Origin of the sequence: Microcoleus sp. B4-C2 (assembly GCF_036705265.1) — a bacterium.
GTDB lineage: Bacteria > Cyanobacteriota > Cyanobacteriia > Cyanobacteriales > Microcoleaceae > Microcoleus.
Window position 1 is genome coordinate 33,079 of record NZ_JAUBUB010000040.1, and the last position, 18,746, is coordinate 51,824.

Genomic DNA, 18,746 nt, shown 5'->3' on the forward strand with positions numbered 1-18,746 from the left:
ACTTAAAATAACGCATTTTATTTTTTACTTTTGCATTACCAATTCCCCATTGCCAATGCCCAAGGCCCAATTCCCGATTACACGTTACCAAATTTATCTTGGAGAACCGCCGCCTCGGCTTGACTGACAAAATCGTGAACGAGGGCGCGGTACTCCTTCAACGTTTCAGATACCCAATCTCGATCCTCACTGTTGGCGAAGATATGAACGGTCGGTTCACTAGCATCGGGTAAAACTAATACCCAATTGTCGTCGCTGTAGTTAAAAATCTTCACTCCATCTAATAATTCTAAACGATCGGGCGAATGAGTTTCTACTAAATGTCGCATCAGCGAACCCTTGATAGTCCAAGGACAGCGGACGCTGTAACTGCGGTGGGTGATGCGGGGAAGTTCCGCCTTGATCTGTCCGAGCGATCGCTCCTGAATCGTCATCATTTCTATCACTTTAGCAATGCAGAACATTCCGTCAAATCCGGGATGCAACTGCGGGAAAATAAAACCCATAAGGCCGCTGCCGCCCAAAACCACATTCGGGTTCCTGTTAGCGGCTTCCATCAAAGCAGTTGGGTTCGCCTTCGTGCGGATTACCTTGCTTTGATAGCGTCGGGCGATCGCCTCCACCGCAGAAGACGCATGAACCGGCACTACTACTGTACCTTTGGGATGAGAAGTCAGCATCAAATTTACCATCAACGCCGTCAGCATTTCCCCACGAATCGCTATCCCAGACTCATCTACCAAAATGAGCTGTTCGCCGTTAGCCGATACCTGCACTCCAAAATTAGCGCTGAGTGCTTTCACCACCCGGCCAAGTTGGTCGAGCAAATATTCCCGTTCCCCGTTGCTTAGAGAAGTCTGTTTGAGACTGGCATTGAGAACCACCGCATCGCAGCCGAACTTGGCAAGCATTTGGGGCAGAATTGCTCCAGAAACCGCGTAAACGTAATCGATTACCACCTTAGAATTGCTGTAGCGTATTGCCTCAACATTCATCTGCCGCTCAAAAATGCGGTTGTAAACATCGAGAGCTTGGTTAAAGTACGTCATCTCTCCAATTTCGGGAATTAGAGCTCGCCGCAAATCTTCCTTAAAATAAGCCCCCTCGATTTTTTTCTCAGCTCCTTTTGTAATATTGATGCCTTTGATATCGAAGAATTCAATTAAAATGTGGTCGGAGCGATCGGGCGAAATGCGAACATGAATGCCGCCAGCAATTGATATCGTAGACGAAACCGTGCGCGCGATCGGAATTGCCGTCGATTCCAAATTGATCACATTAATTCCCACCGACATCAAACCCGCAATCAAAGACCTCGAAACCATCCGCGAAATGCTCCGCTGGTCACGAGAAACCGATACCGCAGTCCCCGGTTTTAAAGTCGAGCCATAAGCCGCGCCCAATTTCACTGCAAATTCCGGGGTAACATCCACATTTGCCAGTCCTTGAACGCCACGCTGACCGAACAAATTCCGCTTAGCTTGTTCTCCCCAAATTAAATTTTGATTTAACAGAGCGCCGGATTCAATATTTTTGCTCGGCCAGACGCGCACGCTCGGCCCCACTTGTGCTTCTTCTCCCACGATGGACATTGAACCGACGACAGCACCTTCGAGGACGTGAGCGCGCCTGTCTACGCGGGTACTCCGGCAAATCACGCAGGCCCTAAGATGAGCGTCTTCACCGACAATTGCTCCGTTCCAGACGATGGGACGTTTGAGATTAGCGTCGGCCCCCACAGTCACGTTATCTCCGATCACAGTACCTGCATCGATTTTAACTCGGGCTCCAATTCGGCAATTGTTGCCGATCATGGCCGGTACTTCGACGATCGCGCTATCGTCAATAAAAGTATTCTGACCTACCCAAAGTCCCGATCGAACTTCGTTGTAGTAGCTCAAATCCAGTTTAACCTTGGCCCGCAGCGCGTCGTACTGAGATTCCCGGTAAACATCTAGCTGGCCGACATCGCACCAGTAACCCTCGGCGATGTAGCCGTACATCGGCTCGTTTTTTTCCAGTAGCAGGGGAAACAAGTCTTTCGAGAAGTCGCACTCCTGATTTACCGGCAGGTAATCCAAGACTTCGGGTTCTAAAATATAAATGCCGGTATTGATAGTATCGGAGAAAATTTCGCTGCTAGAAGGCTTTTCCAGAAAGCGACTGATGCGGTAATTTTCCTCGGTAATCACGACCCCGAATTCCATCGGGTTGGGAACGCGAGTTAAAATTAACGTGGCTTTGGATTGCTGGCTACGGTGAAATTTGATTGCTGCGGTTAAGTCGAAGTCTGTGATGCTGTCGCCGCTGATGACCAAAAAAGTGCGATCGAGCAGTTCAGCAATATTTTTGACGCAACCAGCCGTACCCAGCGGTTGGTCTTCCTCCACAGCGTAAGTCATTTGAACGCCAAACTCTGCCCCGTCAGTAAAATATTCGCGCATGACATCGGGAAGGTAGTGCAGCGTCGCAATAATTTCCGTAATCTGATGCCTTTTTAGCAAATTAATAATGTGTTCTGCGATCGGGCGATTCAGAATCGGCACCATCGGTTTGGGCAAATCGCACGTCAGGGGTCTGAGCCTAGTTCCCGATCCCCCAGCCATCAGCACTGCACGCATAAAATCCTCCTTGCTTAAAAAGCTCTCTACCGCTATTGTCCGCTAGAAAAAGTTTGCCTGCTGTAATTCGTCGGCCGCGAGCTATCAGTTCTTAGTTAATTATCTTCGAGTAGTGACACGTCTGGTAAATCCCGTTCGGCCAGGCCGTCCCCCAACAGCAACCGATTTCAACCGAATTAGAACTTGCGGCATCGCACCACTCCCCCGGTCGAGCTCGGATTTGTAGGGGATGTTGGGTGATACTTATATCTTGCACCATTCTCAATTAGCCTTTTAGGAACAGGCAAGATGCCTGTTCCACAAAGAGTAGATTTTCTTGTGGAACAGGCATCTTGCCTGTTCTTGAGAATGGTGCAAGATGTGAGGTAATACCAGTTAAAAAACAGAATGCAACTGTAGGCCCGTGCTCTAAACCCTTATCTCATCAGTCATTCCCAATTCTTTAATTCTTAAATTCTTCCATCTAAAATGGTATAAGTCCTCAGAACGATCGACTTTTACCAGAAGTCCCTTCTTGCTTGCTCGGTGAAAGCTATTTCGGGGGTGTTATTTTTAAGTTTGTGGCCAGCGGGGATTTTGCAGTCTCTTTCGGAAGGTGGAATTACTACAGCTATCGGTGTGCCTTGGCGTCTGATAAATGATAGATTAAGGGTAGCGCTTTGACTAGCTGACCCAAAATCCTATCCATTGCTTAGGGGTTTTTTAAATGAGTACGTTAATTAGCTTGGCATTGCTGATCGCTTACGGTGGCGGTATTTGGAAATTTTGGAATGGGTTCGATCGCACTAACTTCGATCGAAGTTTTGCAAATCGCCTGAAGCTCTCCCTGCTCTGGCCCGCGTTAATTTTTAATAAGCCTTACCGCCAAAACTTTACAAAAGCTCTCAAAGCTTCTAAAAGGTAATTCAAGAATGTCTAAAAAGTCCGAACGCCCAGCAAGTACAAGCGAGCAAACTTGGTTTGCCAAAGGCAAATCAGATAGCTGGCAAGTTTTACTATCGCAGGTTGCTGCCCGGTTCGATCGCGAATACCGAGGAGAAGCTTTCGCCTTACCCGAAGAAGTCGAAGCAATGCCGATTTTCCTAGAATCAGTCGCAGGAACTCTCCAAGCAAAAACAGTTTCTCCCTTCTGGAAAATTGCCAAACCTCAAAAAAATCAGCGCTGTTTAGACATAGGCTGCGGAGTCAGCTTTCTCATCTACCCTTGGCGGGATTGGGAAGCCTATTTTTACGGTCAAGAAATCAGCAGCGCAGCGCGAGACGCCTTAAACGCTCGCGGCCCTCAGCTCAATTCTAAGCTGTTCAAAGGCGTAGAATGGGCTCCCGCTCACCAGTTAAATTACGAGGAGGCTCAGTTCGATTTATGCCTCGCTACAGGCTTTAGCTGTTACTATCCCATAGACTATTGGAATATTGTCATGGGAGAAGTAAAGCGGGTACTAAAACCGGGCGGTCATTTTGTTTTTGATGTCCTCAACCCCAATGCTCCTTTAGCAGAAGATTGGGCAATTTTGGAAACTTATCGAGCCGGCGAAGTATTTTTAGAGACAATAGAAGATTGGGAAAAAATGATTAAAGCTGCAGGCGCTAAGGTAGTAAAAAAGCAAAGCGGCGACTTATTTCAAATGTATAAAGTTCAATACAATTGAGAGGTTAAGGGAAATAGATAATTAGCTTTGTAGTCCAAACTTCAATCGTCCCAAGCCTGGTCAGGCGGACGAAAAACAACTTCGTTCTTAGTTGATAAAGTAGGGTGCGTCAGCAAGTAGAAATTCGTTTGAGAAGCTACAAATATTCAAGCTGACGCACCCTACTAACTACTAACTACTATTGTTTATAATTGCTTATAAACTCAACGAAGTTTTACAATACCGATTGCCAATTAGCGATGCCCAATTAATTTTCGGTAGCCGCAGGAGATGGCGCTGCTTCCGGCGATGGTGACGGCGACACTTCGGCAGCAGGAGATGGCGCTGCTTCCGGCGACGGTGACGGCGACACTTCCGGGGCAGGAGATGGTGCAGCTTCCGGCTGCGGAGACTCTTCGGCGGCAGGAGATGGTGCAGCTTCCGGCTGCGGAGACTCTTCGGCGGCAGGAGATGGTGCGGCTTCCGGCTGCGGAGACTCTTCGGCGGCAGGAGATGGTGCAGCTTCGGGCTGCGGGGACTCTTCGGCGGGTTCCGGTTGAGGAGAAGGCGACTGTTCCCCGGCGGGTTTCGGTTCAGGCGATGGCGACGGTTGAGCCGCAGGCTTGGGTGCAGGCGGCGACGGTTGGGCCCCTGGCTGCGGTTTGTTTGAGGGGGCCGGCGGCTTCTCAAACTGCGGTTGCACTTCAGTAGGCGCTGGGGAGGGCGGCTGGCCTGTTGGTCTGCTGGGCGCTGTGGGGGCGGGCGCTGGCGGCTGCTGGCCTGGTGGGTTGGGCCTGGTTGGGGTGACAGGAATGCCACTACAAACTTTTTCGTCGTACTTAAACTCGACATCCAGTTGGTAAAGCTTGTGCGTGCTGGCTGCTTCAAATGTTAGAGAAGGGCTAATAATCGCAATTTTAGCCGCATTATCGAGAATACCGTAACCCGTGGGGACGATCGGCTGTGGCTCGGCCTTGAGCAAGCCTTGAGGGCTGACAACTGCTCCAAAAACTGCTCTTCCTTGGAGTTTTTGTGAGCAAGCTGTTACGGGATAAGGCACAGGCACAGGAGTCGGGCCTGTCATTTCCAAGTCAGGATAAGCCTTTTTGAATTTCTCAAACAAAGCAACATAGGTCTCTCCAGCCGCCAGCAGTGTCTCTCTGTCGGTGGGTAAGTTTGAACCCGGTTGACCGGACTGAGTTTCTGCGATGAGAGTCCTTTTATTGGGATCTTTTTGAGTCAATTTTGGTACTCCATCGGGTCCCACATTCCTGCCAATTGGGAATTCCGGGGTAAAGACTGGAGCTCCGTCTGGAAATAGTGGCAGTCCGCCTCTACTGGCTATAATCCTTTTGAGCGCTTCTGCTTCATCTTCCGAGCCGCCGCCGGGAATCTGGGGCGCTTCATTCAGCGATGGTGGTGGCGGGATATTGCGATCGAAATTACCAGGTAAAGGTGGGAAAAGGAAACCGCTGGGAGGTACGGGTGGGACGAAAGTGGGTATTGGCTGGGAGGGGGCTCTGACTATTGGGGATGGAGTTGTGGGAGGTGGCGGGGCTGTTGGGGCCGTGAAGGGCGGGAGAGGGGAAGGAGGGAGAGGGGAAAAGAATCCAGGAGGGGGCATTCCCGGCGGCATGGCGGGCAAGTTGATGGTATCAGGTGCGGGGGGCAAGGGTGGGGCTAACTTTGGCGCTGGTGGAAGGGGAACTGGTGCGATCGTAAATGGCGTAAATCGCGTATTAGACGGTTTCGGTGGTATGGTTTGTGGCAGGCGGCTGACTTCTGCGGGAGTTAGTTCTACTAAGCCGACAGAACCGGGGATATTTTTTGAGGAATTTCCACCATAAAGTATGTTTGAGAGCGTCGGGGCGGTTGCTCCGAGGACTCCGTGCAGGCCCACAGAAGCTAGGGCTGCCCACCAAAAAGGCTGGCGCAGCGGTTCGGAAAGGGTGTTGGCTAGGGAGGAAGAGTCAGTCATTTAAATTTTAGATTTTAGATTTTAGATTTTAGATTGGGGGATTGGGGGATTGGGAGATTGTTAGATTGGGAGATTGTTAGATTGAGGGATTGGTAATTTATATTGTTGTGGTTGTGATTGAGTGTGAATTCGTTTTAATGAGGAGAGGTTGGGAATTCAAAGGTATAATTTTAGCACGATCGCCCTCGAAGTTGCCCGATCAACCTTGATGAAAATTCATGGGCCCGAAACTGAACCAAATTTATTAAACACGATCGACAAGTTCGATGGATCGGCGTTTCCAATTCGGTTACGCCATCAAAAAACTGATCGAGTGGCTGTCAGCCCAGCCCGCAGTCACTCGGTAGCCCCGCCCCAAAATGAGTACAAGCCCCCGACACTAGCGTCAGGGTCGATTCTACAAATTGTAAATTAAAGTTCCTGCTCCCTGATTCACTGCGCTGCAAGTAAATCTAAAATCGTAAGGGCGATCGCACTCACGCCGAAGTCTCAAATCCAAAATCCAAAATCCAAAATCCAAAATCGATGGATTCACCAGCGATAGCGGTAATTTTTAAAAGGAGCTCCCTCGATGGTGAGCAAGTCGATGGGATAAATTGGAGCGCCGCTTGCCATATATTGAAACATTTCCCGCACTTCCTCTCCCCGTAGAGACAACTGGTCTAATTCCTTGAGAGAATACCAGCCCGCGCACAAAGTATGCTCATCCGGCTTACTCTTGGGCGGCGTCTTATCTTGTGGACGAGCCACAAAAATGACTCGGAGGCGCACATTGCCCCTAGGCATGACTGTGTGCTCTACCCGGAGAATTCCCTCAACGATGATGGAAATGCCCGCTTCCTCAAAGGTATTACGCATAGCAGCTTCGAGCAAAGTCTCTCCTTTTTCCACTCGCCCTGCTGGGAGATACCACTGCTGCTCGTACTTGCGCTCTTGTACCAGTAGAAAACGGTCTTCTAAGTGAACGACAACTAGGGTAAAATACCATGTTTGAATCGGCTCGCGAGCCATAGAAGTAGATATTCCCTAAGCAAAAGGTTTAACGAGCGGCAGATGTTAACAATCCAAAGGATGCTTTGGCAAGCGTCTTTGAACTTGAAAAACAGATCGTAGCACTCCGGCCGCAAAATCTAAAATCTAAAATCTAAAATCTAAAATTGACAATGCCATTACCAACCGTGATTTTACCAGGATATTTTGCTGCTGCTTCCGACTATCGCGAATTAGAAAAATCTCTGGTCGATCGAGGTTTCCCAACAGTAACAGTGCCTCTGGGCAAGGGAGATTGGTTGCCGACTTTTGGTGGGCGGTCGATGGTGCCAATTTTGCGACAGCTCGATCGCACGGTCAAACAAATGTTACAGCAATACGGCGTTCGGCAGATCAATCTCGTCGGTCATTCGATTTTAGATTTTAGATTTTAGATTTTAGATTGACCCCACGGATCAATTCGGGGGCTTGAGGATTTGAGATTTGAGATTTTGGATTGATTCCACGGATCGATCGCGTGGCGGGTACCATCAAGAAATTCTTGGTCATTCCGCCGGCGGCTGGATTTCTCGCATCTATTTGGGCGAAAAGCCTTACACCATTCACGGCGACGTGCTTGAGGATGCGGGTTTGTGGGAAGCTCACCCTTATGTGAATACTTTAATCACTTTAGGCACGCCGCACGTCTCTCAAGAGCGCTGGACGCGCAAAAATCTAGATTTTGTCAAAATTCACTATCCGGGGGCTTTTCACCCGCAGGTGCGCTATGTGTGCGCTGCTGGGAAGGCTGTTTTTGGCAAGCGCGGTTTTGGGACTTGGCTGGCTTATAAAAGTTATGAGTTGACTGTGGGGAAGGGGGAAACTTGGGGAGATGGAATTACGCCGGTGGAAGCTGCTGTTTTGGATGGGGCAGAAAATCTGGTGTTGGAGGGGGTTTGGCATTCGCCTCGTTCTCCGGGGAAGTGGTACGGTTCGCCGGAGGTTTTGCCGGCTTGGATGGGGTATTTGTGTTAGAAATGAACCGCGAAGACGTGAAGGACGCGAAGGAAGAAGGAGAAGGTTGAAGGGAAGAATTTAGCTATAATTTATATTAGGAGCGAGTTTAGTGCTGCCAAACTCGCCCCCCCGATGCTATGTTTGCTTAAATTTTTATCGCTAACTGAATAGAGTTAAAAAATATTTTATGTGGCATCATCGCTAAGATTCAGAAGTCACGGCGAACCACACAATCAAATTAGAGGTGGGCTGGGGTGGAATTGGGCAAGAATGCTACTGTCTGCTTGGACGCAGATAACGAATTTCAGCCGGATGGTTTGTGGAGAATTGATGCCGGAGGTCGATCGCACATTAGGGATGATGATTATGTGCGATCGCACTCTGTAGAATCATCGTAGTGTTTGGTATTTGCTGTGAGGGGCGATCGCTCTTTTTTCACTCAAGCATCGCTTTCCGTCTAATCCTCGCATTATCATAGTAGAAATAGAATAAGATTGGGAAAAGTCAGCAAATGGCACAAATTACCACGACTGAATTACCTCAAACCCTCCAGACTCTACTTATAGAGGTCGAACGTACCAAAACCCCCCTCACCATCATCCATGAAGGGAAACCATTAGTGATTATCTATCCTGCGACCACCCAAGCTCCACGCCCCACTTTTGGTGCCATGAAAGGAAGCGGTGAAATATTAGGAGATTTAATTGCTCCTGTCGCCGAACTATGGGAAGTTTTAGAATGAAACTTTTACTCGATACCCACATTTGGCTTTGGTATTTACTCGGCGATCAACGCCTATCGCTTCAACTTCAAACGGCGATCGCCGATCCTTATACTGAACTTTGGCTGAGTCCAATTAGCATTTGGGCTACGAAAAAAGCAAGCTAGTTAATGGCGATCTGCTTACCATTAACTGTTAATTTAAAATCCGCAGCATCACTGGCGACGCGAAATATTTTAACAGCCTCGATAATTTGTCCTGGAAATAACTGATTACTAGACTCTTCTCTGCCATTTCCCTTAAGCCATTCCTTAATAGTGAAGGTTTCTGAGAAGTCATTAATCTCGTCATATTTCCGCCCCAGGCTATCAATCAACTGGTAATTTGACCATGCCATACTACCAGATTCTTGTCCTGTGTTTTTAATTTTTAGCTCAACCATAACAAGTTGACCGCCTTGTGCTTCTACTGGCTTTAAAAAACTATTAGGAGCAATTCGATCTATTGTTTCAATACTATCTACTTGAACCGCCCGATTACCTCTCACATTAATCCAAGTTTCTGTTTCAACAGGTGTCGAAGCTAGTGTAGTTTCTTGAATTTGGGGTGCATAGCTGGATGTTGTAGAAGAGACGGAATAGTCTGTCCTATAGGCGCTATCTTCAGCGGTAGCAGAAGATAATGTACCCAAACCAATCCCAACAATAATAACGCTGGTAACGCCATAACGTTTTAAAACTCTCATTCGAGTTTGCGGTTTTTTATCGTCAAGAACTATACGGGGGTTAAATAACCCAATAATCAAAGCAAACGGAGAAAAAATGAAATAAATACCAACCGCGAGAGCGAGAAGACCCAGAAGGAAATAGAATACTAATTGCACAATTTCCATGACACTTACCTCCATATACTTGTTGTGGCAACCCTGGATACCTTATAAACTTTGATGTCTAACCATCCGTTGTTTACAGAATACGCAGGAATTTATTCTTAAATACTTATTCTATTCTGTTTTATATCTTCAACGTTTGTCTACAAAAAAAATGTTCTATTTTGTCGCCACTTTGTCGCCAATTTCACTCTGTTTAATCTAATTTTGTACAAAAAGGTAATAAAATGTACGAAAATGTACGAAAATGTTGGCAGTTGTGAGCTACAATACACAAAACTCTCGCATCTCCCTGCCAGATGAATCTTAAAGAAATGTTAAATGTCGCCGATCGCATAGTTTTCGAGAAAACAGGTCAGCACCTTGACGATTTACAGGAAGCGGTACTGCGGGGAACTCTACAACGCGAGACATACAAAGAAATAGCTAAAGATTTTAACTGTTCTGAAAGTCGCATCAGGGAAATCGGATCGGAATTATGGCAGATACTTTCAGAGGAGTTTGGGGAAAAAGTCAGTAAATCGAATTTTCGCTCCACAATGGAGAGGTTGCAAAACTCTAATGTTGTAAACTTTGCACAAGATGTTGTAGTGAGCAGTATTTTCAACATTTGCGGACAAGCTAGACACCCACCAAATATCCCAAACTCAAACCCACCAAATCAGGAAACATCTAACCCACAACAAACCAAAACTCTACATCAAGATTTAAGCGAAATGCCAGAGTTGGGTGATTTCTTCGATCGCACTCCAGAACTCCACACCCTCACCACCTGGATTCTACAACAACACTGTCGCCTCATCACCCTCACCGGCATCAGCGGTATCGGCAAAACCACCTTAGCAGTACAACTCGTACAACAAATTAAAGACGAGTTTGAGTACGCAGTTTGGTACACTCTAGACGAATTCCCCACCCTTGAAAAATTTCAATCTAACCTAATACAGCTTTTTTGCCATTCCGAAAAACAAGATTCATCCCCAACAAACCAGAAACGCTTACCGCTGATTAAGTATTTACAAAACCATCGCTGTTTAATCGTCTTAGATGACGTTCACAACCTTTTCTGTAGCGGCGAATTGGCAGGAAAATATAAACCAGAATCCGAAGAATATCGCTCTTTATTCAAACAAATAGAAAAATTATCCCATCAAAGCTGCTTTATGTTAATCGGTTGGGAACAACTGAGAGAAGTGACTCAAGTTAAAAACCAAAATACTTCCATTCGCACCTTACAAGTCAAAGGTTTAGACATCGCCGCTGCACGGGAAATTCTCAGAGATTATGGGTTAGAAGAAAGCGACAACAGTGAAACTCTCATTCATCGTTACCAAGGCAATCCCCTATGGTTAAAAAGCGTGGCGACTCTGATTCAAGACTTGGGTGGAGGCGTGACAGAGTTATTACCAAATGATACGATATTGTTGCCAGAAGATTTGAAAGATGTTTTACAGCAGCAGTTCGATCGCCTATCCGAACTAGAAAAACAAGTAATCTCCTTGTTAGCGAAAGAAAGCCAGCCAATCAACCGGGCAAAATTGCTAGAAAATGACATAATTCCGGCTTCAGATTTGCTAAATGCGCTGCAATCTCTATCGCGGCGCTGCTTGATTGAACAACAAGCAAATTTTTACACGATTTCACCTGTACTGAGGCAATACCTTCACCGTAACTTAGACGGCAGTAATACCTTGCCCTAAATGCTTCAAGACTTGAAAAGCCGATCGCAATTCACTTCGCACAGTATAAATCGAAAATGCCCGCGATAACCCGTATTCGGCTGTAGGTTGAGCCCTGAGTTTCACAAACAACACATCATCGCCATTCGTCAACATACCAAATCTCGGTTTATCCAAATCAGGATTTGCCATCATGTATGCTAATGCTTGGGGTAATGCCGATCGCGTCGAAATCGTAGTCTTCTTACACTCCAAAACCATTACCCAAAGCTGCCAAGGCAAAATCAAGATATCAATTCGTCCGCGCAGGGTTTCTTCCCCATCATCGATCGCAATTTCGATCGCAGCTTCAACCTTCATCCTAAACGGTGGATCGTAGAATCCCGCCAATTCTAACAAAGGTGATGCCACCAGCAAAGTCACTGCCCCTTCTAACAATTCTCCATCAGCCCTATGATATAGCAATCTACGTCGTAGCGTATCCAAAGCAGTCTGTTCAGAATCGCTGAGACTTGGCAATTGGGTTTGCCACTCTGTAAAAAAAGCCTCATCCTCAGTTCGGCTCAAATTCAACCTTGATTCAGCCTCCTCTTGGCTTTTAATAGCTTCTGTAACTGCAATAACCTTTGCCATTCGTTCACCTTTGATTCAAACGGTTGAATTTCCCACGAACATTAGCTTCATTGTAAGCAAAAATAGGGATAAGCTGTTTTACATTTAAACTGTGTGTCAAAAATCCATAAAACTATTGTGGGACGGGCTTCTAGCCTGTCCCGAATTTTCAATTTAAATGCGTAACAGTTTACTGCTATAGCGATCGCAGTTTTCAATATCATATGAATTCCGGTTGAATTGGAATGATTAAACCGCAGAGGACACAGAGAACACAGAGTCAGAGAACAGAGAGATGAATAATTCCTATGCTACCGGATGTGATATCACTTCTATTGATTTGTGTCCAAAAACAAAAACCGGGCAACTTCAAAGCTACCCGGCAATCCAAACTTTAGACTTCAGACAAAACTAAAATCTAAAACCTAAAATTCTTAAACAGCTACAGTCTTCTTAGCAGAAGAGCTCAATTCGCCCTTAGCATACTTAGCTGCAAAATCATCCAAAGATACTTGCTTAATCTTTGTACCGTGACCGGCGCAACCGAAAGAATTATAGCGATCGCTACAAACCTTCTGCATATACTTGATCGACGGCTTCAAGAAGTGGCGGGGATCAAACTCATCGGGCTTGGCGAACAAAGCTTCGCGCACCGCAGCGGTAATCGCCAAACGGTTGTCAGTATCGATATTAATCTTACGAACGCCGCACTTGATGCCCTTTTGGATTTCTTCCACAGGTACGCCGTAGGTTTCGCGGATTTTGCCGCCGTTGTTGTTGATGATTTCCAGCAATTCTTGGGGCACAGAAGAAGAACCGTGCATTACCAAGTGAGTATTCGGCAAGCGGCGGTGAATTTCTTCAATGCGGCTGATTGCCAAAATTTCGCCAGTCGGCTTGCGAGTGAACTTGTAAGCGCCGTGAGAAGTGCCGATCGCGACTGCTAGAGCATCAACGCCAGTTTGCTCAACGAAATCAACAGCTTGTTCGGGATCTGTCAGCAACTGATCGTGAGAAAGCGCACCTTCAAAGCCGTGGCCGTCTTCTGCTTCGCCCATTCCTGTTTCCAGAGAACCCAAGCAACCCAGTTCGCCTTCAACGCTAACGCCGATCGAATGAGCAACATTCACCACATCGCGAGTAACTTGAACGTTGTACTCGTAGCTAGCGGGAGTCTTAGCATCCGCTTCCAGAGAACCGTCCATCATCACGCTGGTGAAACCTTGGCGCATGGCAGAATAGCAAGTGCCGGGGGCATTGCCGTGGTCTTGGTGCATGGAAATGGGAATGTGAGGATAGGTTTCAACTGCTGCCAAAATCAAGTGGCGCAGAAAATTTTCGCCAGCGTAGGAGCGAGCGCCGCGAGAAGCTTGCAGAATCACGGGGCTGTTGGTTTCGTCAGCAGCGCGCATGATCGCTTGGATTTGCTCCATGTTGTTGACGTTGTAAGCCGGTAGGCCGTAACCATTTTCAGCCGCGTGGTCGAGCAGCAATCGCATAGGTACAAGCGCCATAGATATTCCTCCTAATTATTTGTGATTTTTGGGCAGTGAATTTTGGACAAGCTCAATTCTTACGATAATATTAAGACAATTTGCGACCGATCGCGCACTATCTTTCCAGATTTACTAAAAAGTTCAACAAACAAAATTTTGAGTTCCGAGCATTCAGCTCAAAACTCAAAATTCTTAACTCACAAATTTTTATGGGTCGCCCGGGATTTGAACCCGAGACCAATCGGTTAAAAGCCGAATGCTCTACCGCTGAGCTAGCGACCCGCGAAAACATTGTTACCGCACACAATTTCTAATAGTAGCACCCCTCATTTGAAATAGCAAGTCTTTTTTAAATAAAATTTGCAGTCATGCGAACCAGCATCTCGCAAGTCGCGCCCGGGGGCAAATAAATCAAGTGTTCGCCAGTGTTGAGGGCATTTCGAGGAGCAGTCCAAGGTTCCAAACAGTAAAAATCCTTGCCCTTCACCATCCAGAAAACCAACTTCCCATAGCTGGAGTTGTAACTGACGGTCAGCCGCAAGCCGGTCGCCGCGTCAGTGACAGTAGCAGCCAGGCCAGTGAGTTCGTCAAAGGAAACATCAATTTCATCCAGCGTCGGGTCAAAAACCCCAGTGAAGTAACCCTTGGTGTGGGTGTTCTGATCTCTGTACTGCATCCCCGGAATCTCAAAGCGGAGCTTAGATTTGTCCGTCGCCAAAAAGTAGGGGTGCAAACCACTAGAAAACGGCATGGGTTCGTCAGACAGATTGGTGTATCGCTGAAAAATTTCCAAAGAATTGCCTTTAATCTGATAAGTGAAGGCTAGTTGGAAATCAAACGGATAAACAGCCAGCGTCTTGTCGCTGCTGTCGAGAATCAGCGTCAGAGCGGCGCAACCCTCCGTAACTTGTTCACCTATTGTCCAAGGCAAGTCTCGAGCAAAGCCGTGCTGTTTGAGCTTACGCTCCACTCCCTTGTGCGTGTAAGTATTATCGGGGAGATTGCTGCAGATGGGAAACAGGATGGGAATCCCGCCACGTACAGTTAGATCGGGATTGGCGAACCGTTCCGCGTCCAAATAGAAGATTTCTTTGCCTTCAACCAGCCAGCTAGTGGCAATACCACCCCGTTCCGGCACAACTTCTAGAGTAGAGTTAGCGGTTTCGTCGGAGAGGATATAGGTTTTGTACTGCTTTTGCTTGAGCGCGATCGCAAACACATTTGTCATCGGTAGTAGGTCATTGATCATTGGTTGTCAGTAAATCGATCGTTAATAATTGGTCGCTATTATCTTGATGTTCACCCATTACCGCCCCTATCCTCCCCCTGCATCCTCGCTCCGGCCCCCACCGGCTAACCAATGCTCCTAGCTATAGGAGGCAGGGCGATCTGCTGCTTGGAGCCGTTGCTGGTGGTAGCTGGAACGATCGCGGAGGCCGAGTGCCCTTTGAGTGCGACTTCAAAAGATACAGCCCGAGTCGGGGGAAGATAGCTTTGGGGACTCAGCACTGCTCCTTGATTGGGAGATGGGGGCGAAATAAACGGTTCTTTGATGAATGGCTCTTTTGTAAACGGCTCTGGTTCCCGGCTGGGATTTTGAGGTTGAGTGGGGTAGATGCGGGGCGGCAAATTTTGATTCGGAGGTGGGTTTGATTCAATTGCAGGCCCTGTCCCGTTTGGGAAAAATGAGGAGTTGTCCGGCTGTTGGGGCGCAGCCGGCAAAGCCGGCAAAATCAAAGTAGGTTTGGGTTGTCCGGGGCCTTGCTGATTGCTTTCACCGCCGCTGGTCCCGGAACCTCGCCCCGGCTGGTATGTACCGCTCTTTGCTGCTCCTGGCAATGGATAATTTGGAGTTTTTGATGCCGCTCCTGGCTGGACTAGGGCTTCGAGAACTACAGAAGATCGCATCGGTCGATCGAAAATACTAGAAATTTGCTCGACGCGTTTGAGGATGCGATCGGCTGAGGATCCCTTCACCACCTTCGGCTGAAAATTTTTCACCTCCACAGGCAGAAACTCTACCTTCATATTCCTGTCTTTGAGCGATACTTTCAGGACTGCGGTATCGTAATCCCTGCGAGCATTCGGGCCGAATATAAAATTACCCAGCGAGTAAACTATCGGGCGGCCATTGTAAATTTCTGCACCTTGCAGTACCTGGGGATGGTGTCCCACTACCAAATCAGCTCCTTGGTCGATCGTGAACCGAGCCAAATCAATCTGCCCGTCCCCCGGATAATCTGCCAATTCGACTCCCCAGTGGTAATTAACAATAATCCAGTCTACCTGACTCCTAAGAGCTCGAATATCCTCCGCCACGCGATTGTTGCGGCGGGGGTTAATGCCCGCTTTCCCTTGGTCAGCGACGTTCAGCTCGGCATCGTAATAACCGAGGTAGGCAATCCGCTGACCCTTAACTTCAATAATATCTGGACGCCTGGCTTCTTTAATATCTCTGCCGGCTCCCAGGTGTTGAATCCCACTATTATCTAGAGTATTCATTGTCTCCACCAGCCCCGGTTCCTCGTAATCCATAGCGCGGCTATTTGCCAGATTGACAATATCCACTCCTCCGGCTGTTAATACTTTCACCGATTCTGGATCGGCTTTAAAATTTAATTGTTTTTTAGCAGAGCCCAATGTAGAGCGAGTCAGGGAGTTTTCTAGGTTAACCATCGCCACATCTGCTTGCCGATACTCGTCCATATTGGCGAAAGCCCATTGGTGATCGTTGGCGGCAGATGCTCCGAGCGCATCCGATAGATTCACATTTCCTCCGAACATCAGCGTTACTGTTGGATCGTAAGGATTAGCAACTTGCTTTTGCTGAACTACTGGTACCACTTCTAAGGCTGCTTGCACCGTATCCGCACGTTTTGGAGGCGGCCCCGAAATTACCGCACCTTGCTGGTAGCCGGATACTGAAGAGCCTAACTGCAGGGCCACAGCCTCGTGGTAGCTGACCCAACACCCTAAAATAAATGAGGCAAGTGCCGATCCCACTAGCAGCAGAGAACGATACGTTTTAAATTTAACCCAATCGACGATCGGTAGGGAACGGTAACGCCGTCGCTGGCGGTTTGCCGGAGTGACAATTCGCACTGACTGTTTCCAGAGAATGTCTGCATCCCCAGCCAAGCGCGCGTGAATTCGCACTCCTTCTACTGCTGGCGAGTTGAGTCTCCAGAGTTGGTGGCAAATAAATTTGACTAAGCCTTCCCGGAGAGTGCTCCCGAGTAATGTAGTCTCTGGCGCAAATTCGCGCTGGAATTCTACGAGGATTTGGACGCAGCCGGCCTGAGCCTGTTCGACGCGGGCATAAATCCCTTCGGGGCGCAGCAAGCTGTCAATCCAGTAATTCAGGGCTTGAAAGTTGCCCGATCGCGCTAGCTCTAAGATAGACGGCTGCGACCAATTTTCTGCGTACACCATCAATTAGCCTCCTTAATACGCACGAGCGATGACTCCAATTTGTGTTGAACGGAACCGCAATTCTTTTAGCTTAACCGCCACAGGTTCCGCTGCCCGTTTTGAAGCTAGTTGTTGGCCGCCACCATTTTCTACATTTAGGGGCTGCCTGCTGTCAGTGATTTTTATCACACTCCAGTCAATCGATTTTAGATTTTAGATTTTAGATTTTAGGTTTTAGGTTTTAGATTGAGGAAATAGGCGGTACTGTGGGCGATCGAACAAAAGTCGAAACACTCTTGTTTCTAGGGGAATTGAGACATAAGAGAGCGAGATATCTGAGGCAGAGTCTGTTTTTATTGTCGCTGTTTGAGTGTCGCTTTAGAGCTTTCGCTTCGAGATTTGAGATTTGAGATTGAGCCTTGACGGTGTTAGTGGGCGATCGAACAATCGATTTTAAATTTTAGATTTTAGATTTTAGATTGAGTTGAGAGGGGGTACTGGGGGCTAGAAATAACCTCTAAACAAGAGGTTTCTGGGGGAATTGAGACATAAGAGAGCGAGATATAGCCTTTCGAGCTCTCATATGAGGTACTCATGGGCATAGGGCATAGGGCATAGGGCATAGGGCATAGGGCATACCTCACTTTTTTGAGAACCGCTATATCTGAGGCAGAGTCTGTTTTTATTGTCGCTGTTTGAGTGTCACTTTAGAGCTTTCGCTTCGAGATTTGAGATTTGAGATTGAGCCTTGACGGCGTTAGTGGGCGATCGAACAAACGTCGAAACAATAGCTTTCTGGGGGACTTGAGGCAAAACAGAGCGAGATTTTAGAGGCAGAGTCTGTTGTTATTGTCGCTGTTAATCGCGATCGCCCGAGTCAAGTCCTAATGCTCGGATCTATGCTGGCAAATGCCTCTCACGAGAGATGCCACTGGCTGCACAACCTGTAATTGGATAAATGGCGTACTGGATAGATTTGGTGGTAAAATCGAATTTGGTAACTCCCATCGGTACCAAAGTTGCGGAAAACGTGAAACTGGCTAGTCCATACGGCTGTGCCTTCCGATGTAAAACCCAAAGTACGTTACGGTAAACAGACCATATTTTAAGCAAGTTACACTGCGCAGGAGAACTGACAAATGCTACAGCGCAAAATCTATCAACTCTGTTGTGATGGTCGTGAGGTTTCTATTTTTCTTCGAGATCAGCAACGTTGGATAGAGCGCGCTCGTATCCTAGATATTGAAGGGGATCTAGTCACGCTGCGCTACGAAACCGACGAAGAAGACGAAATCAGCTCCTGGGAAGAAATGGTGCGTCTTGAAAGTATTGGAGCTGTATCCCAGAAGTTGGCTTCGGTATCCCGAACTAACTGCGAACCCCTAGTTTCTGACGATTGTCCCGAAGCCGAACAAATTCGCAATCACTACCCGGACTCGAATTTGGAATAGTTTTGAGCTCGCGCTTGAGGCACAAGGAAAACTTGGGGGAAAAGAAAACGGCTTTTCTCCCTTTTTTGTGGAGAAATTATGCAAAAAACCCAGTTTAGGCCAAAAATATTCTGGGTTGTTACCCCATAAGCTATTTTGCCTTTAAATTTAAGCTTGATGGCGGGAGTTCCTGCTCAACCCCTACTCCCCACAACAGCGTAAGGAATGAGAATTAAATAACTTCCACTCTTGAAAGTGGGATGGGCGTCCCGCCCGTCCTTTTTGGACGGGCGGG

The 18,746-nt window shown here is 47.4% G+C and carries 16 protein-coding genes, 1 tRNA gene and 1 pseudogene; 8 read left to right on the forward strand and 10 right to left on the reverse strand.

Going from position 1 to position 18,746, the window contains the following annotated elements; genetic code table 11:
* Positions 1–77 precede the first annotated feature (77 nt).
* Positions 78–2,621, reverse strand: coding sequence for a mannose-1-phosphate guanyltransferase (locus QUB20_RS13855; RefSeq protein ID WP_333053928.1), 2,544 nt, complete (start codon positions 2,619–2,621; stop codon positions 78–80).
* Positions 2,622–3,327: 706 nt separating this feature from the next.
* On the opposite strand from QUB20_RS13855, the gene QUB20_RS13860 reads away from it, so the two are divergent.
* Entirely contained in the window at positions 3,328–3,525 is a 198-nt protein-coding gene (locus tag QUB20_RS13860; protein WP_333030091.1) for a hypothetical protein, read from the forward strand.
* Positions 3,526–3,532: 7 nt separating this feature from the next.
* Positions 3,533–4,270, forward strand: coding sequence for a class I SAM-dependent methyltransferase (locus QUB20_RS13865; RefSeq protein WP_333053930.1), 738 nt, complete (start codon positions 3,533–3,535; stop codon positions 4,268–4,270).
* Positions 4,271–4,517: 247 nt separating this feature from the next.
* On the opposite strand, the gene QUB20_RS13870 is transcribed toward QUB20_RS13865, so the two are convergent.
* Both QUB20_RS13870 and QUB20_RS13875 read right to left on the reverse strand, forming a co-directional pair.
* Positions 4,518–6,227, reverse strand: coding sequence for a hypothetical protein (locus QUB20_RS13870; protein WP_333246973.1), 1,710 nt, complete (start codon positions 6,225–6,227; stop codon positions 4,518–4,520).
* A 531-nt stretch (positions 6,228–6,758) separates the two neighbouring features.
* The gene (locus QUB20_RS13875; RefSeq protein WP_333053933.1) at positions 6,759–7,238 is read right to left on the reverse strand and encodes an NUDIX domain-containing protein; all 480 of its coding nucleotides are present in this window, start codon (positions 7,236–7,238) and stop codon (positions 6,759–6,761) included.
* A gap of 152 nt (positions 7,239–7,390) precedes the next feature.
* Here QUB20_RS13875 and QUB20_RS28705 point away from each other — a divergent pair.
* The 4 genes and pseudogenes from QUB20_RS28705 to QUB20_RS13900 all read left to right on the forward strand — a co-directional run bounded on the left by QUB20_RS28705 (position 7,391) and on the right by QUB20_RS13900 (position 9,101).
* Positions 7,391–8,231 (forward strand): annotated as a pseudogene (locus QUB20_RS28705) (esterase/lipase family protein).
* Positions 8,232–8,402: 171 nt separating this feature from the next.
* Positions 8,403–8,600, forward strand: a complete 198-nt coding sequence (locus tag QUB20_RS13890) for a hypothetical protein (protein ID WP_333246968.1) — start codon at positions 8,403–8,405, stop codon at positions 8,598–8,600.
* A gap of 124 nt (positions 8,601–8,724) precedes the next feature.
* Complete coding sequence (locus QUB20_RS13895; RefSeq protein ID WP_333246966.1) at positions 8,725–8,955, forward strand: type II toxin-antitoxin system Phd/YefM family antitoxin; 231 nt, start codon at positions 8,725–8,727, stop codon at positions 8,953–8,955.
* Positions 8,952–9,101, forward strand: a complete 150-nt coding sequence (locus tag QUB20_RS13900; RefSeq protein ID WP_333246965.1) for a hypothetical protein — start codon at positions 8,952–8,954, stop codon at positions 9,099–9,101. The genes QUB20_RS13895 and QUB20_RS13900 overlap by 4 nt, the downstream gene beginning before the upstream one ends.
* Here the strand turns inward: QUB20_RS13900 and QUB20_RS13905 are convergent.
* Positions 9,098–9,826, reverse strand: a complete 729-nt coding sequence (locus QUB20_RS13905; protein ID WP_333246964.1) for a DUF4352 domain-containing protein — start codon at positions 9,824–9,826, stop codon at positions 9,098–9,100. The genes QUB20_RS13900 and QUB20_RS13905 overlap by 4 nt on opposite strands.
* A 296-nt stretch (positions 9,827–10,122) precedes the next feature.
* On the opposite strand from QUB20_RS13905, the gene QUB20_RS13910 reads away from it, so the two are divergent.
* Positions 10,123–11,523 carry an NB-ARC domain-containing protein gene (locus tag QUB20_RS13910; RefSeq protein ID WP_333246963.1) on the forward strand — a complete coding sequence of 467 codons (1,401 nt, stop codon included), beginning with the start codon at positions 10,123–10,125 and terminating at the stop codon, positions 11,521–11,523.
* On the opposite strand, the gene QUB20_RS13915 is transcribed toward QUB20_RS13910, so the two are convergent.
* The 6 genes from QUB20_RS13915 to QUB20_RS13940 form a co-directional block, all read right to left on the reverse strand.
* Entirely contained in the window at positions 11,497–12,135 is a 639-nt protein-coding gene (locus QUB20_RS13915) for a type I restriction endonuclease (RefSeq protein ID WP_333246961.1), read from the reverse strand. The genes QUB20_RS13910 and QUB20_RS13915 overlap by 27 nt on opposite strands.
* Before the next feature lie 413 nt (positions 12,136–12,548).
* Complete coding sequence (fba, locus tag QUB20_RS13920) at positions 12,549–13,628, reverse strand: class II fructose-bisphosphate aldolase (protein ID WP_333246959.1); 1,080 nt, start codon at positions 13,626–13,628, stop codon at positions 12,549–12,551.
* 192 nt (positions 13,629–13,820) lie between these two features.
* Positions 13,821–13,892, reverse strand: a tRNA-Lys gene (locus tag QUB20_RS13925).
* A 67-nt stretch (positions 13,893–13,959) separates the two neighbouring features.
* On the reverse strand, positions 13,960–14,829 hold the full coding sequence (locus QUB20_RS13930; protein WP_445299400.1) for an aldose epimerase family protein: 870 nt from the start codon (positions 14,827–14,829) through the stop codon (positions 13,960–13,962).
* Between the two features lie 134 nt (positions 14,830–14,963).
* Positions 14,964–17,042, reverse strand: a complete 2,079-nt coding sequence (locus QUB20_RS13935) for a CapA family protein (RefSeq protein WP_333246955.1) — start codon at positions 17,040–17,042, stop codon at positions 14,964–14,966.
* A 12-nt stretch (positions 17,043–17,054) separates the two neighbouring features.
* A complete protein-coding gene (locus tag QUB20_RS13940) occupies positions 17,055–17,210 on the reverse strand; it encodes a hypothetical protein (protein ID WP_333246909.1) in 156 nt (51 codons plus the stop codon).
* Positions 17,211–18,160: 950 nt separating this feature from the next.
* Here QUB20_RS13940 and QUB20_RS13945 point away from each other — a divergent pair.
* Positions 18,161–18,472, forward strand: a complete 312-nt coding sequence (locus tag QUB20_RS13945; RefSeq protein ID WP_006633466.1) for a DUF6679 family protein — start codon at positions 18,161–18,163, stop codon at positions 18,470–18,472.
* Positions 18,473–18,746 lie beyond the last annotated feature (274 nt).